Annotated in this window: 15 protein-coding genes; 5 read left to right on the forward strand and 10 right to left on the reverse strand. The window is 66.8% G+C overall.

Going from position 1 to position 14,784, the window contains the following annotated elements; all coding sequences use genetic code 11:
* Positions 1-98: 98 nt before the first annotated feature.
* Both METLW3_RS0109035 and METLW3_RS26810 read left to right on the forward strand, forming a co-directional pair.
* On the forward strand, positions 99-2,708 hold the full coding sequence (locus METLW3_RS0109035; protein ID WP_024879607.1) for an HWE histidine kinase domain-containing protein: 2,610 nt from the start codon (positions 99-101) through the stop codon (positions 2,706-2,708).
* Complete coding sequence (locus METLW3_RS26810) at positions 2,705-3,295, forward strand: biliverdin-producing heme oxygenase (RefSeq protein WP_024879608.1); 591 nt, start codon at positions 2,705-2,707, stop codon at positions 3,293-3,295. The genes METLW3_RS0109035 and METLW3_RS26810 overlap by 4 nt, the downstream gene beginning before the upstream one ends.
* 7 nt (positions 3,296-3,302) lie before the next feature.
* On the opposite strand, the gene METLW3_RS0109045 is transcribed toward METLW3_RS26810, so the two are convergent.
* Positions 3,303-4,109, reverse strand: coding sequence for a cyclase family protein (locus tag METLW3_RS0109045; RefSeq protein ID WP_024879609.1), 807 nt, complete (start codon positions 4,107-4,109; stop codon positions 3,303-3,305).
* An 83-nt stretch (positions 4,110-4,192) separates the two neighbouring features.
* Complete coding sequence (locus METLW3_RS0109050; RefSeq protein ID WP_024879610.1) at positions 4,193-4,891, reverse strand: aquaporin; 699 nt, start codon at positions 4,889-4,891, stop codon at positions 4,193-4,195.
* 130 nt (positions 4,892-5,021) lie between these two features.
* Between METLW3_RS0109050 and METLW3_RS0109055 the strand changes: the two genes are divergently transcribed.
* Positions 5,022-6,188 (forward strand): amidase, encoded by a 1,167-nt coding sequence (locus tag METLW3_RS0109055; protein ID WP_024879611.1) that lies wholly within the window; start codon positions 5,022-5,024, stop codon positions 6,186-6,188.
* Here the strand turns inward: METLW3_RS0109055 and METLW3_RS27495 are convergent.
* Positions 6,073-6,519, reverse strand: coding sequence for a helix-turn-helix domain-containing protein (locus tag METLW3_RS27495; RefSeq protein ID WP_134188239.1), 447 nt, complete (start codon positions 6,517-6,519; stop codon positions 6,073-6,075). The genes METLW3_RS0109055 and METLW3_RS27495 overlap by 116 nt on opposite strands.
* Positions 6,520-6,647: 128 nt before the next feature.
* Between METLW3_RS27495 and METLW3_RS0109065 the strand changes: the two genes are divergently transcribed.
* Complete coding sequence (locus tag METLW3_RS0109065; RefSeq protein ID WP_051465397.1) at positions 6,648-7,058, forward strand: MAPEG family protein; 411 nt, start codon at positions 6,648-6,650, stop codon at positions 7,056-7,058.
* Positions 7,059-7,157: 99 nt separating this feature from the next.
* Here METLW3_RS0109065 and METLW3_RS0109070 read toward each other — a convergent pair whose 3' ends face one another.
* The 7 genes from METLW3_RS0109070 to glmM all read right to left on the reverse strand — a co-directional run bounded on the left by METLW3_RS0109070 (position 7,158) and on the right by glmM (position 14,129).
* Entirely contained in the window at positions 7,158-7,616 is a 459-nt protein-coding gene (locus tag METLW3_RS0109070; RefSeq protein WP_024879614.1) for an arsenate reductase ArsC, read from the reverse strand.
* Between the two features lie 4 nt (positions 7,617-7,620).
* Entirely contained in the window at positions 7,621-8,100 is a 480-nt protein-coding gene (locus METLW3_RS0109075) for a UPF0262 family protein (RefSeq protein ID WP_024879615.1), read from the reverse strand.
* A 1-nt stretch (position 8,101) separates the two neighbouring features.
* A complete protein-coding gene (gene hisD, locus METLW3_RS0109080) occupies positions 8,102-9,403 on the reverse strand; it encodes a histidinol dehydrogenase (protein WP_024879616.1) in 1,302 nt (433 codons plus the stop codon).
* A gap of 28 nt (positions 9,404-9,431) precedes the next feature.
* Positions 9,432-9,911 carry a DUF2948 family protein gene (locus METLW3_RS0109085; RefSeq protein WP_024879617.1) on the reverse strand — a complete coding sequence of 160 codons (480 nt, stop codon included), beginning with the start codon at positions 9,909-9,911 and terminating at the stop codon, positions 9,432-9,434.
* A gap of 101 nt (positions 9,912-10,012) precedes the next feature.
* A complete protein-coding gene (xseA, locus tag METLW3_RS0109090; RefSeq protein WP_024879618.1) occupies positions 10,013-11,587 on the reverse strand; it encodes an exodeoxyribonuclease VII large subunit in 1,575 nt (524 codons plus the stop codon).
* A gap of 142 nt (positions 11,588-11,729) precedes the next feature.
* The gene (locus METLW3_RS0109095; protein WP_024879619.1) at positions 11,730-12,587 is read right to left on the reverse strand and encodes an outer membrane beta-barrel protein; all 858 of its coding nucleotides are present in this window, start codon (positions 12,585-12,587) and stop codon (positions 11,730-11,732) included.
* 192 nt (positions 12,588-12,779) lie between these two features.
* A complete protein-coding gene (gene glmM, locus METLW3_RS0109100) occupies positions 12,780-14,129 on the reverse strand; it encodes a phosphoglucosamine mutase (RefSeq protein WP_024879620.1) in 1,350 nt (449 codons plus the stop codon).
* A gap of 297 nt (positions 14,130-14,426) precedes the next feature.
* Here glmM and arsC point away from each other — a divergent pair, with 297 nt between their 5' ends.
* Complete coding sequence (gene arsC, locus METLW3_RS0109105) at positions 14,427-14,777, forward strand: arsenate reductase (glutaredoxin) (protein ID WP_024879621.1); 351 nt, start codon at positions 14,427-14,429, stop codon at positions 14,775-14,777.
* Positions 14,778-14,784: the final 7 nt, after the last annotated feature.

The following is a 14,784-nucleotide window of genomic DNA, read 5'->3' on the forward strand; positions in this document are numbered from 1 at the left end:
TGATTCACCGTGAGACGCGCCGCCGGCGCCCCTACAGGCCGAGGCGTCCGGCCTTATATGACCGCCCATCGCAAACATGACGCTGGAGCGGCGACGCGATGACAGGAGACGTCCCGCAGAGCGTCGAACTATCGATTTGCGATCGGGAGCCGATCCATACGCCGGGTGCGATCCAGCCGCATGGCGTGCTTCTGGCCCTCGATCCGGACGATATGCGCATCGACCAGATCGCGGGCGACACGCAGGCGCTGCTCGGCGCCTCGCATAGCGCTCTGCTCGGCCAGAATGTGGAGGCGCGGCTCGGCGCGGTGGCGGCGACGCGGCTGACGCGCATCCTCGCCGACGAGGGGCCGCGCTCCTGCTTCGCCTTCGAGACGGAGGCGAGCGACGGTGCGGTCGCGCTCGAGGGCGTCGTCCATATAGGCGATGGCGTCATCCTCATCGAGCTGGAGCCGCGCCGCGCCGACGTCGAGCGCGATCCGCTCGGGCTCGTGCAAAAAATGCTCGCCGCGACGGCGTGCGCCGAGACCATAGAGGCCTATGCCGAGGCCATTGCGCGGGAGACGGCGAAGGCGACCGGCTTCGACCATGTGATGGTCTATCGCTTTCTGCCGGACGACTCGGGGAGCGTCATCGCCGAGACGGCGGCGGAGGGCTGCGATTCCTATCTCGGCCTGCGCTTTCCGGCCTCCGACATTCCGCAGCAGGCGCGCAAGCTCTATGTGACCAATTGGCTGCGTCTCATACCGGACGCGCGCTACACGCCGGCGCCGATAGAGCCGGCGCTCTCGCCTTCGACCGGCCGTCCGCTCGATCTCAGCTGCAGCATTTTGCGCAGCGTCTCGCCCGTGCATTTGCGCTATCTCGCCAATATGGGCGTGCGCGCCTCCATGTCCGTGTCGATCGTCGTCGGCGGCGAGCTGTTCGGTCTCGTCGCCTGTCACCATCGCACGCCGCATTTCCTCGATCTGCGCCGCCGCGCCGCCTGCGAGCTGTTCGCGCAGATGATCTCGCTCGAGTTTCAGAGCCGTCTCGAGGGTGAGACGTCAAAGCGGCGCATGCGCGCGGGCGAGGTGCAGAGCCGTCTCGTCGGCGCCATGTCCGGCCGCGGCGACCTCGCCGGCGCGCTGCTCGGCGGACAGCCCAATCTGCTCGATCTGATCGAGGCGGACGGCTGCGCGGTCTGCATCGATGGCGAATGCGTGACGCTCGGCCGCGCGCCTTCCGCCGCGCAGATTGGCGCGCTGGTCGGCTGGATTCACGAGCATGCGCAGCAGGGCGTGCTCGCGACCGACCGCCTGCCGCTCTCCTATGCGCCGGCGGAAGCCTATTGCGACGTCGCCTCCGGCGTGCTCGCCATCGCCGTCTCGCGCGCGCCGAAGGACTATGTGCTGTTCTTCCGCGGCGAGCTGCGGCAGGTCGTGCGCTGGGCTGGCAATCCGGCCAAGGCGGTGGAGGCGGATGGCGAGACGCTGACGCCGCGCGCCTCCTTCGAGGCCTGGGAGGAGACGGCGCGTCTGCAATCGCGCGCCTGGAGCGACACGGAAATCGAGATCGCGCGTTCGCTGCGCTCGTCGATCCTCGAGGTCTTCGTCCATGCGCTCGATCTCGCCCTGCGCGAGCGGCAGACGGCGCAGGCGCGTCAGGATTTTCTGATGGCCGAGCTCGAGCATCGCGTGAAGAACACGCTCTCGGTGATTCAGTCGCTGGTGCGCTTCACGGCGCGCTCCTCCGCTTCGCTCGAGGAGTTCAACGCGACATTGCAGAGCCGGCTGCTGATGATGGCGCGCGTGCAAAATCTGCTCACGCAGAGCCGATGGGAAGGCCTGTCGATCCGCGCCATCGTCGAGGACGAGCTCGCGCCCTTTCGCCAGGCGGCGGAGAACGCCTGCCATATCAGCGGCGAGCCGATCGCCTTGAAGCCCAAGGCGGCGCTCGCCGTCAGCATGGCGATCCACGAGCTCGCCACCAACGCCGCCAAATATGGCGCGCTCTCCACGCCGGGCGGCATGGTGCGCATCGATTGGCGCCGTCGCCGCGAGAAGGGCGCGGAGAACGTCGAGCTGAGCTGGAAGGAGAGCAAAGGCCCGAAGGTCGCGCCGCCGGAGCGCTCCGGCTTCGGGCGCATGCTGATCGAGCGCACGCTGGCGATCGATCTCGGCGGCGCGGCGGAGCTGAGCTTCGCCGCGAGCGGCGTCCAATGCCGCTTGCGCATTCCTGTCTCGCAGATCGCCTTCGCCAAGGGGCCGCGCGAGAGGGAGAAGCAGTCGCAAGGCGGAAGCGCCTGCGAGCCGCCCCCGCGAGCCCTGTCGCATCGCCGCGTTCTGCTGGTCGAGGACGCCGCGCTCGTCGCGCTCTCCGTCCGCGAGCTGCTGGAGGAATGGGGTATGGAGATCACGCATAGCTGCGCCACTGTCTGGGACGGCCTGCGCGCGGCGCTGCGGCCCGATTTCGACGTCGCTCTGCTCGACATAGATCTGGACGGCGAGCCGGTATGGCCGGTCGCCGATGCGCTGGCCCAGGCGCATGTCCCTTTCGTCTTCACCACGGGCTTCGAGAGCCGCATCGTGACGCCCGCGCGCTTCGCCGGCCGTCCCGTCGTCACCAAGCCCTATGCGCCGGAGAAGCTGGTGGGCGCTCTCTCGCGCGCAATGACGCAAGAGGCCTCGACACGCGCGGCCTCGCGGCGGCAGGCGTCGCGCGCGTGAGCGCCGCGGGCGAGATCGTCTCGCCGGCGCGAGCGGCGCTGCGCAACGCGACACGGGCGGCGCATCTGCGGCTGCATGCGCATCCCACGCTGGCGGCGCTCGCCGCGGGACGGATCGCGTCGTCGCAATATATGCGTTTGCTGGCGCGGCTCTACGGATTTCATCTGCCGTTCGAGCGCGCCCTGATCGAGGCCGCGCTCGGACATGGCGTCGATCTGCGCATCGACGCCCGCGCGCATCTCCTCACGCGCGATCTTTTCGATCTCGGCGCGAGCGGCGAATTCATCGCGCATCTGCCCCTGGCCGAAGCGCCGGCGCTCGGCGGGCCGGGCGAGTGGCTCGGCGCGCTCTATGTGCGCGAAGGATCGAGCCTCGGCGCGGCCTTTCTCGCCGCCGCGCTCGATCCGCTGCTCGGCGCAGGGTGCGCGCGCGGCCGACGCTTCCTCTCCGGCGGCGAGACGGAGGATTGGCGCCTCTGCTGCGCGGCGCTGGAGGCGGGCGCGGCGCGCGGCCTGCTGCCGGCGATGATCGACGGCGCGCAGGCGAGCTTTCACGCGCTCGAGCATTGGCTCGCCGATCAGGAATAGACGCGGTTCATTGCGCCACGACGGCGACGATGCGCGCCGGCCCGCCTGTGCCGCCGGAAATCTTCATCGGCAGAGCGAAGACAATGGCGCCGGTCGCCGGCAATTTGTCGAGATTGTCGAGATTCTCGAGCCCGGCGGCGTCGGCGCCGGCGACGATTCGATGCACCAGAAAATCCTGCGACGGCCCATTATCGACGCTCGCCGTATCTATGCCGATGAGCTTGGCGCGGCGATCGACGACGAGCAGCGCCGCCGCCTGCGCGCCATAGCCGGGGAAATGCAGATGCGTGGCGTCGCCGGGCGTATCATCGCCGAGATAGGCCTTGCGGTCGCTCCAGCGCGCGCTCCAGCCGGTGCGCAGCAGCACGATCGTGCCTTGCGGAATGCGCCCATGCGCTCCCTCCCATTCGGCGATGTCTTCCGGCGTCAGCGTGTAATCTGGATCGGCGGCGGCCTTGGCGCTCACATCGATGACGAAGGCCGGCCCGACGAAGCGATCGACGGGAATTTCGGCGCTGGTCCAATGGCCTCGAGCGAAATGCAATGGCGCGTCGAGATGCGTGCCGCCATGCTCGGGCGAGCAGAAGCTGTTCGCCGCATAGAAATAGCCGCGCTCGGTGAGGCCGTTGTGCAGCGATTTGAGCTCGAAGCCCGAGGGCGAGGTCGGCCAATAAATGGTTTTGGCGTCGAAGGAATGGGTGAGATCGACGATGGTCGATTTGGAGAGATCGAGGCTCTGGCCGAAGGCCGGCGCCGCGATCAGGGTTGAGAAAACGGCGGCCAGGACCAAGCCGCGGATCGGGTGATGCGCCATCGATCGATCTCCTCGCGAAAGAGGAGCGATCCTGCCATGCGCGAAAGCTCCGGCTCAATCGTGTGGAGGCCGGAGCGATCCCGTCAGGGCTCGAGGCTGCGCCAGCGGAACAGCAGGCCGGCCGTCAGCCCGCCGAGCAGCGGCGCCGCGAAGAACAGCCAGAGCTGTTCCAGCGCCTTGCCGCCGACGAACACCGCCGGGCCGAGCGAGCGCGCCGGATTGACGGAGGTGCCCGTCACGCGAATGAGCGCGATATGGATGACGACGAGCGCGAGGCCGATGGCCACGCCCGCCGAGGCGGTGCCGCCATTGGTCGAGGTCGCGCCAAGGATGACGACCAGAAACAGGAATGTGCCGACGAATTCCGCCAGAAAGGCCGAGGTCGTCGAAATATTGCTCCATCCATTCTGACCGAGGCCGGCGACGGCGACGTCATATCCGCCTTCGCGGCCTTTCAATATCGCGTAGAGGATCGCCGCGCCCGCGATGGCTCCGAGACATTGCGCGATGATGTAGCCGATCAGATTGAGCGTCGAGAGCCGCCCCGCGGACCAGACGCCGATCGAGACCGCCGGATTGATGTGGCAGCCCGAGACCGGCCCTATGCCATAAGCGAAGGCCGTCACTGTGAGGCCGAAGGCGAAGGCGATGGGCAGCACGGCGAGCGGGCCGATCCCTTGCGTCGAGCTCAGCACGCCGCCGAGCTCGCCGAGCGTCACCGAGCCGCATCCGAGCAGCACCAGAGCGCCTGCGCCGATCGCCTCGGCGACATATTTCTTCATTGTCATTCCGCACCTGTCATTTCGTGAAAATCTAATCCGCATCTTGTAAAAGTCGGATCGTCGTCGAAAATCAGCATCGCCGATGAACTGGAAATGAATAATCGCGCGGCGCTCGATGGGAGGAAACGGAATGTCGGGCTCTTCTTCCGCTCTGACGCATTCGCTCGATGTTTCGGCGTCGGCGCAGGGGCCGCTTTCGGGCGCGCGCTTCGTCGTCAAGGAGAACATCGACGTCGAGGGCCTCGTCTCCGCCAATGGTCAGCCGACATGGGCGGCGACTCATGCGCCCGCCGCGATGAACGCGCCCGTCGTCGATCGGCTGCTCGCTTGCGGCGCGCGGCTGGTCGGCAAGGCGCATATGGACGAGATGGCCTATAGCCTGCTCGGCGCCAACGCCCATTACGGGACGCCCGTAAATCCCGCCGCGCCGGATCGCCATCCGGGCGGCTCCTCCTCCGGCTCGGCGGCGGCTGTCGCGGCGGGCCTCGCCGATTTCGCGCTGGGCACGGATACGGCCGGCTCCTGCCGCGCGCCGGCGGCCTTTTGCGGAATTTACGGATTTCGCTCCTCGCATGGCGCGATTTGCGTGAATGGCGTCGTTCCGCTCGCCGCCTCGCTCGACGTCATCGGCTGGTTCGCGCGCGATATCGATCTCATGGCGCGGGTCGGCGACGCGCTGCTGCCGCGCGATCTCACGCAAGGCGCATTCGACGAGGCTGTCTTCCTCGACGAGACTTTCGCGCAATGCGACGCCGAGACCGCCGCCGCCATGGCGCCGGCGCGCGCCATCGTCGCGCAAGGATTTTCCGAGCGAGACGCGGCGCTGGGCGAGGAATTCTGGGCCGAGTCGCTGCGTCATTTCCGCAATCTCCAGGCCTATGAGGCCTGGGACGCGCATGGCGCCTGGATCGCGGCCGCGCGGCCGCAATTCGGTCCCGGCATTGCAGAGCGTTTCGACATGGCGTCGAGAGTGACGCCTGCCGCCAAAGCCGAGGCCGACGCTTTTCGTCGCGATGGGCGCGCGCGTGTCGCGGCCATGTTCGGCGAGAACAGCCTCATCGTCGTTCCGACGACGCCTTTCGTCTCGCCGCGGCTGGGCGAGAGCGAGGAAGCGCTCGACGCCAAGCGCTATCAGATGTTCCGCACCTTTCTCTTCGCCAGCTTCTTCGGCCTGCCGCAGATCAGCGTTCCGCTTTCGCGGCCCGCGGGCGCGCCGCCGCTCGCGATTTCGTTGATCGGCCCGCGCTGGTCGGACCGTCGGCTGATCGCCGCGGCGCGGGGACTTTCGGGGCTGTAGCCTTTTCCGCCAGCACATTGTCGACGCCCCAGCGGAACAAGAGCGCCAGCACCGGCTCCAGCGAGCGGCCGCGCTCGGTGAGGCTGTATTCCACGCGCGGCGGCACTTCTGCATAGACGTGGCGCGAGATCATGCGATCGCGCTCGAGATCGCGCAATTGCTGCGTGAGCGTGCGCTGCGTGATCGTTTTCAGCAGCCGCTGCAATTCGGAAAAGCGCTTGGTTCCATCGGCGAGACGGAACAGGATCGACGGCTTCCATTTGCCGCCGATGATATCCATCGCGCCCTCGATCGGGCATTCGTCATATTCTACGTGGCGCTGCTTGCGCATGGGTTGGTATCCAATATTGCTGTATGGGCGGCATATGTCAGTATATGCGAAATTTCTGCGTACTTCACCAATGAAAAGCGTTCCGCTACCTTCGCGTCGTCTTTGATCCTAGAGGAGCGCGACACGCTATGACCAACGCAATTTCTCCCGAACTCTATTGGACCGTGCTGACCGCCGGCCTCGCCTCGGTCTTGTGGATTCCCTATATTCTACAGCGCATTTTGCAGCTGGGACCGATCGAGGCCTTCCGCGATCCGTTGCATGACGTCGCCACCAAGGCGCCCTGGGCGCAGCGCGCCAAGAGCGCCCATACGAATATGATCGAAAATCTCGTCGTCTTCGCCGTGCTCGCATTGACGATTCAGATCATCGGCGGCGGCACGTCGGCGACGGCGCTCGCTGCGCTCTTGTTCTTCGCCTCGCGCGCGGCGCATTATGTCGTCTACACGCTGGGCCTGCCGTGGGTGCGCACGCCGATGTTCCTCATCGGCTTCTTCTGTCAGCTCACGCTGCTCTTCGCTGTTCTGGCGCGTGGGTGACATTTCCCGTCATTGCGAGCGGAGCGAAGCAATCCAGAGTCGTCGGGCGGCCCCTGGATCGCTTCGCTTCGCTCGCGATGACCGCTTTTTTTGGCGGCCTCAATCCGATCCATGCTCCACCGACAGCAGCTTCAAAATGCGTTTCGACAGCGAATCCCGCACGGCGCGATAGGACTCCATGATCGTCTCGCGCGAGCCGCTGGTCGCGGTGGCGTCGAGCGTCGGCCAATAGACGACATCGACCGCCATAGCGCGCGTGAATTCCAGCGCCTTGTGATGCGATTCCGGCGACAAAGTGACGATGAGATCGAAGTTGGAATCTTCCAAATCCTCGAAAGTGTGCGGCTTGTGGCGGGAGATGTCGACGCCGATCTCGTCCATCGCGGCTATGGCGAAAGGGTCGCTCTCGCCGCGCTTCAGCCCTGCGGAGGCGAAATAGATCTCGCGGCCGAAATAGTGACGCCCCAGCGCCTCCGCCATGGGCGAGCGAACGGCGTTCTGCGTGCAGGCGAACAGCACGGCGCTCGGCCGCGATAGGGGTCCGCCTCCCTCCGGCATGGGCTCAGCCCTTCCAATGCAGGGCCGTGACCAGCGTGAAGAGGCGGCGCGCGGTGTCCGAGTCGCAGTCGATCTTGCCCTTCAGCCGTTCGGCGAGCAGGGCCGCGCCTTCATTGTGCAGCCCGCGCCGGCCCATGTCGATCGCCTCGATCCGGCTCGGCGTCGCGGTGCGGATCGCGGCGTAATAGGTCTCGCAAACGAGAAAATAGTCTTTCAGCAGGCGCTTGAAGGGCGTCAGCGATAAAATATGCGTGACGACGGTGGCGCCGGCCTCGTCGCGGACGTCGAAGACGAGCTTGGCGTCATGCAGGGCGATGACGAGGGCGTAAGGCCCGCCGTCATGCCCTTCCAGCGCGAAGCTGTTGTCCTCGATGAGATCATAGATGGCGATGGCGCGCTCATGCTCCTGATCCGCCGTGCCGCGCCCGATGGATGCTTCATCGAGCGTGACGGAGATCAGCCGCTTGGTCGCGCTTGTCGACACCTCACGCCCCGCGCTGATCGAGGCGCACGGCCACAGAGCGCGCATGCGCTTGCAGCCGCTCGGCGTCGCCGAGAGCGACGGCGGCGGGGCCGATCTCCTTCAGCGAGGCGGCGTCGCATTTCAAAATCGACGTGCGCTTCACGAAATCCAGCACGCTGAGGCCCGACGAGAAGCGCGCCGAGCGCGCCGTCGGCAGAACGTGATTGGAGCCGCCGACATAATCGCCGATCGCCTCCGGCGTATAGGCGCCGATGAAGATGGCGCCAGCGTTGCGCACCTTCGCCGCCAATTCCTCGGCGTCTTCCGAGACGATCTCCAAATGCTCGGCGGCGATGCGGTCGGCGAGCGGAATGGAGTCGGCGAGGCTCTTGGTCACAATGATCGCGCCATAGTCGCGCCAGCTCTTGGAGGCGATCTCGAAGCGCGACAGCGTCGCCAGCTGGCGCTCCACGGCGGCGGCGGTCGCCTCGGCGAAGGAAGGATCGTCGGTGATGAGGATCGACTGTGCCGATTCGTCGTGCTCCGCCTGGGCGAGCAGATCGATCGCCACCCAATCGGGATTGGCGGTCTTATCGGCGAGCACGAGAATTTCCGAGGGGCCGGCGATCATGTCGATGCCGACGAGGCCGAAGACGCGGCGCTTGGCGGCCGCAACCCAGGCGTTGCCGGGGCCGACGATCTTGGCCACGGGGCGAATGGTCTTGGTGCCATAGGCCAGCGCAGCGACGGCCTGCGCGCCGCCGACGCGATAGACCTCGTCGACGCCGGCGCGCTTGGCGGCGGCCAACACCAGCGGGTCGATCACCCCATGCGGGGCTGGAACCACCATCACCAGACGATCGACGCCCGCCACCTTGGCCGGCACGGCGTTCATCAGCACGGAGGAGGGGTAGGAGGCGGTGCCGCCCGGCACATAGAGGCCGACCGATTCGAGCGCGCTCCAGCGCCAGCCGAGCTCGACGCCGGCCTCGTCCTTATAGCGCAGGTCCTGCGGCCGCTGGCGCTCGTGGAAGGCTTTGATGCGGGCGTGGGCGAGATCGAGGGCGGCCAGCGTCTCCTTCGGCACCTTGGCCTCGGCTGCGTCGATTTCCGCTTTCGTCAGCGCGATGCCGGTTTCGGCGAGGTCGATATGGTCGAAGCGCTTGGAATAATCGATCAGCGCCGCATCGCCGCGGGCGGCCACATCCTCGATAATGCCGCGGACGGTGTCGTCGACGTCCTGGGCGGCCTCGCGCTTCGTCGCCAGCAGCGCGGTGAAGCGCTCCTCGAAATCCGCCGCCGACGCATCCAATCGCCAAGTCATGTTCTTCTCCAACCGGTATTTCCGGTTGTCATGACCCTCCCTCGCCGTCTTCGTCAAGCTCATGTGACGGACAGGCCTTCGCGGCCCAGCGCGGTCCGAGGTCCTGAAGGCGGGCCTCGACGCATTCCACATCGAGCGAAATCGCCGCCCCGCCGGCGAAAACCAGTGTGACGACGCCCCCCGGCGGCTCGACGGCGGGCTCGAAAGTGACGGCGAGAAGATCCAAAATCGCTTCGGGCTCGGCGCGCGGGATTTTGAGCTGGCGCACCCGCCGCACCCCGTCGAAATGGACGCCGGAATGGCAGCGCTCGCGTTTGCCCTGCTCGGCGGCGGCCCAATCATAGCGGCAGCCGAGAAAGGCGAAGCGCCGCTGCTCGGGCAGAAAGGCGATGTCGCCGACGCGGACCAGCGCGTCCTGAAGCAAAGCGGAGAGGCAGGAGAGGTCCTCGGCGTCCATTGCCTGGAGCCTCAGACCATCGGACTGTGGCGATGACGAGCGCTTGAACATGGAGTGGGCCTCCTGTTCGAGCATATGGCGAGCGCCGTTTCGCTGCGCAACCGCGCCGCTGAGGCGATGGCGGACGCCGAGTGGAAGTTTGCCGCGTGGTTTCAAAAGAGTGACCCCTGGTCGCCGCCGCCCTTGTCTTTTCCGCGCTTCGGCCGTGCGGCAGGGGCCGGAGCGGGAGGCGGCGCATCCCCATCCGCCTGCGCGGCGACATGGCCGTCGGAAAATTGCACATCCAGCCTCTGGCCCGGCGCGATGTCCGCCGCCTGCCGCAGCAGCGCGCCCGTCTCGTCGCGCACCAGAGCGAAGCCGCGCGCCAGCACCTGCTCATAGCCGAGCGTCTTGCGTAGCTGATCGAGCCGCTCGAGCCGCGCCTGCCGCTCGTCCAATATGCGGATGAAGGCCGAGCGCAGCCGCTGCTCGGCATGGTCGAGGCGCCTTTGCGCGCCTTCGGCCTCCCGGCGGGAGAGGGCGAGCCGGGCGGCGAGGCCCTGGCGCAGGCGCGCCTGGAGGCCCTTCAGCCGCTCGGAGGCGCGCGCCAGCTCCGCCTGCGGCGAATGGCGGGCCAGCACATGGGAGACGCGTGAGAGCGCGAGCCGCCTGCCGTCCAGCGCGCGGCGCAGATTGCCGCGCAGCCGCTCGCCGGCGCGATCGGCGCGCTGGGCGGGCGCGAGCAGCAATTGCGCCCCCGCCGGCAGCACGCGCTGCAGAGAGGCGAGCTGCCGGCGATTGGCGTCCAGAAGCCGCCGCTCCGCCCCGGCGAGGCGGCGGGCGAGCGTCGCCGTATGCTCCACCAGCTCGGCGCGCACGGGCACGCATTTTTCTGCGGCGCCTGTGGGAGTGGGGGCGCGCAGATCGGCGACGAAATCGATGAGCGTGGTGTCGGTCTCATGGCCGATGGCCGAGACCAGCGGAATGGCGCTGGCCGCGGCCGCGCGCACCACGATCTCCTCATTGAAGCCGAACAAATCCTCGAGCGAGCCGCCGCCGCGCGCGACGATCAGCACATCCGGCCGCGGAATAGGCCCTCCGGGGGGCAGAGCGTTGAAGCCGTCTATGGCGGCGGCCACCTCGGCTGCGCAGGTCTCCCCCTGAACGCGCACCGGCCAGACCAGCACGCGGCGCGGGAAGCGATCCAGCAGCCGATGCAGAATATCGCGAATCACCGCGCCGGTCGGCGAGGTGACGACGCCCACGACGAGGGGCAGAAAGGGCAGGGGCTTTTTGCGCTCGGCGTCGAACAGCCCCTCGGCGGCGAGGCGCTTGCGCCGCTCATCCAGCAGCGCCATCAGCGCGCCGGCGCCGGCCGGCTCCAGCGTCTCGATGACGATCTGATAGGAGGATTTGCCCGGAAACGTGCTGATCTTGCCGGTGGCGACGACCTCGAGCCCCTCCTGCGGCTTCACGCGCAGGCGCAGGAAGGTCATCTTCCAGATCACGGCGTCGAGGCGGGCGTTCTGGTCCTTGAGGCTGAAATAGACATGGCCGGAGGAATGCGGTCCCCGATAATTGGTGATCTCGCCGCGCACGCGCACATGGCCGAAGCGATCCTCCACCGTGCGCTTCAGGGCATTGGCGAGCTCGGAGACGGAGAGCTCCGGCACATTCGGCCCGGCGGCGATCGGCGGGGCGGGATCGTCGGCCTCTGGGGCGGGGGATTTGGCGGGACGCTTGGCCATGGGAGGAGATATGGCCGATTTTGCGCCGTCTCGCGAGGGGGCCTCGGCCCTCGTCCAGAGGATTGCGCGGGCTTCCGCAAAAAGAAAAGGCGCGAGGCTCTCGCGAGCCGCGCGCCCTAAGGCTTCGGAGAAGCGCTTCCGATCAGTATTTGCGGACCAGCGGGCCAGGAGGCGCCATCAGCATCGGCGGCGGCGCCATCAGCGCGTAGCGGAAGCCGAGGCGAATGTCGTGCGAGGAGACGTCGAAATACTGGCGCTCGCCCGCGCAGCCGGCGGCGGCGCAGCCGATCACATTGGTCTGGAACCTGCCCATGTCGAGATAGCGATAGCCGAGCTCGACCTTGAAATTGGGCGTGACGCTATAGGCGAGGCCCGCGCCGACGGCCCAGGCGAAATTGGCGCGGCTCGAATCCCGGGCGGCGCCATAGCCGCCGGTCTGGGGTCCGTAATCGGTGAGATTGTCGAGCCAGTTCACGGCGACGCCGACGCCGCCGCCGACATAGGGCGTTATGCCCCACCAGGTTCCGAGATCGACATAGCCATTGGCGAGAAAGACGGCCGCGCGATGCTGCGCATTGTAGATATCCTGGCAGCGCGCGCCGACGAATCCGCAATTGGCGGTCCAAATGTCGGTGTAGCTTTGCGTCGAGCGATAATTGGAGGCGGTGCGATATTCGCCGGTTACATCGGCGCGAAACCAGCTGTTGAACTGATAGCCGACGCCGGCGCCGATGAAGGCGCTGTCGCCGATCGAACGCTGCTCGAATTGCGGGGCGATCACCGTCACGGTCGGACTGAAGGTCGAGCGCAGATCGGAAATCTGATTGATGCCGACGCCGACGTCGCCGCGCAGATACCAGCCGCCGAAATCGGCGGGCGGCGGCGGCTCCACGATCGGCGGAGGCGGCGGCAGCAGCAGATCGGCGGCGAATGCGCCCGTGGTCATTGTCATGGCGGAAGCGAACGCGGCCGCTATGAAGAGGGCTCTCGTCTTGCCCATTTATGTCTTCCCTTCACGATAGAGGACCGCGGCGCGGACCCTTGGCGCTACGCCAATGTGAAGGAAGATTGAGCGAGAACGCTTAAAGTGGAGTTAACCTTACTGGCGATGTACCTACGTGAGCTGCAGGTGGCGAATAGCGAGTAGCGAATAGCAAATCGGCTACTCCCTACTCGCTACTCGCTCGAAACGTCACGCCGCCTCCGCCCGCGTGAGCGCGTCGCAAATATCGTCCACGACGCTGCCGACGATCTCCGGATCGTCGCCTTCGCCCATCACGCGAATGACCGGCTCTGTGCCCGAGGGGCGGATGACGAGACGGCCCGAGCCCTCGAGGCGGCGGCGGCCCGCCTCGATCGCCGCGACGACGGGCGCCTGCTCCAGCGAACGCGCGCCGCGCGCCCGCACATTTTTGAGCACTTGCGGCAGCGGCTCGAAGCAGCGGCACACTTCGCTCACATTGCGATTCAGCTTCTTCACCGCGGCGAGCGCCTGCATGGCGGTGACGAGGCCGTCGCCGGTGGTGCCGTAATCGGAGAGGATCACATGGCCCGATTGCTCGCCGCCGAGATTGTAACCGAGCTCGCGCATGCGCTCGATCACATAGCGGTCTCCGACGGCGGTGCGCTCGAGATTCAAGCCGAGCCCCTGCAAATGGCGCTCGAAGCCGAGATTGGACATGATGGTCGCGACGACGCCGGGCTTGGCGAGCAGCCCCTCGTCGCGCCAGCTGCGCGCGACCACCGCCATCAGCTGATCGCCGTCGATCACATGGCCGAGCTCGTCGACCATGATGACGCGATCGGCGTCGCCGTCGAGCGCTATGCCGACATCGGCGCGCATCTCGCGCACCTTGTCGCGTAGCGCTTGCGGGGCGGTCGAGCCGACGTCGCGATTGATGTTGAAGCCGTCTGGCTGGTCGCCGATGGTGATGACCTCGGCGCCGAGCTCCCACAGCGCTTCCGGCGCGACCTTATAGGCGGCGCCATTGGCGCAATCGAGCACGACGCGCATCCCCTCGAAGCTCATGTTCCGCGGCAGCGTGCGCTTGGCGTATTCGATATAGCGGGCGCGCACATCCTCGACGCGCTTGGCGCGGCCGAGCTCGTGCGGCCCGGCGAGCCGGCTGGTCAGATCGCGGTCGAGCAGCTTCTCGATCTCCGCCTCGGTCTCATCGGAGAGCTTATAGGCGTCCGGGCCGAACAGCTTGATGCCATTGTCCTCGTAGAGATTGTGCGAGGCCGAGATCATCACGCCGAGATCGGCGCGCATGGAGCGCGTCAGCATGGCGACGGCCGGCGTCGGCATGGGGCCGAGCAGCAGCACCTCCATGCCGACGGAGGTGAAGCCGGCGACCAGCGCATATTCGATCATATAGCCGGAGAGCCGCGTGTCCTTGCCGATGACGACGCGGTGGCGCCTCTCGCTGTCACGATTGAAGACGAGGCCGGCGGCCTGGCCGACCTTGAGGGCGAGCTCGGGCGTGATCTTCTGATTGGCGCGTCCGCGAATGCCGTCGGTGCCGAAATAGCTGCGCGTCATTGCTTGTCGTTCTCCGGGAAACGGCGGGGCGGCGACGCCCGAAAGGCGCGAGAGTCGCCGCCGCGCCAACTCGACCTCGAGATTGTGGGCGTTTTCGGTCCAAACGCCGACCCTGCGGGCATGATCGGAAAAGGATATGAAGAAATATCGTCATCCATACTGGCCGCTTCCATCGCCTTTCGCGTCCTGTGGTTAATGCGTATTCCCGAACGCGGCCCGGAACGCGCCGCGCCGCCGCTTCGCTCTGCGAGCGGACGGGGCTATGTTCGTGCAAGCTAACATGATCCGGGGGGCTCGATGAAGGTCGTCATCTATCATAATCCCGCCTGCGGCACGTCTCGCAAGGTGCTGGCGCGGCTGAAGGAGGCCGGGCTCGAGCCCGAGATCGTGCAATATCTGAAAACGCCGCCGGACCGAAAGACGCTGAAGGCGGTGCTGAAGCAGATGGGCAAGGGCGTGAGGGACATACTGCGCAAGCGCGGCACGCCCTATGAGGAGCTCGGCCTCGGCGATCCTTCGGTGAAGGACGAGGCGATTTTCGACGCGATCGAGAAGAATCCGATTTTGATCGAGCGGCCGATCGTCGTCATCGGCGACAAGGCCGTGCTGTGCCGCCCGCCGGAGGCGGTCGAAGCGCTGCTCGCGTGAGCGGTCC

It is taken from the genome of Methylosinus sp. LW3, assembly GCF_000527115.1.
Lineage (GTDB): Bacteria > Pseudomonadota > Alphaproteobacteria > Rhizobiales > Beijerinckiaceae > Methylosinus.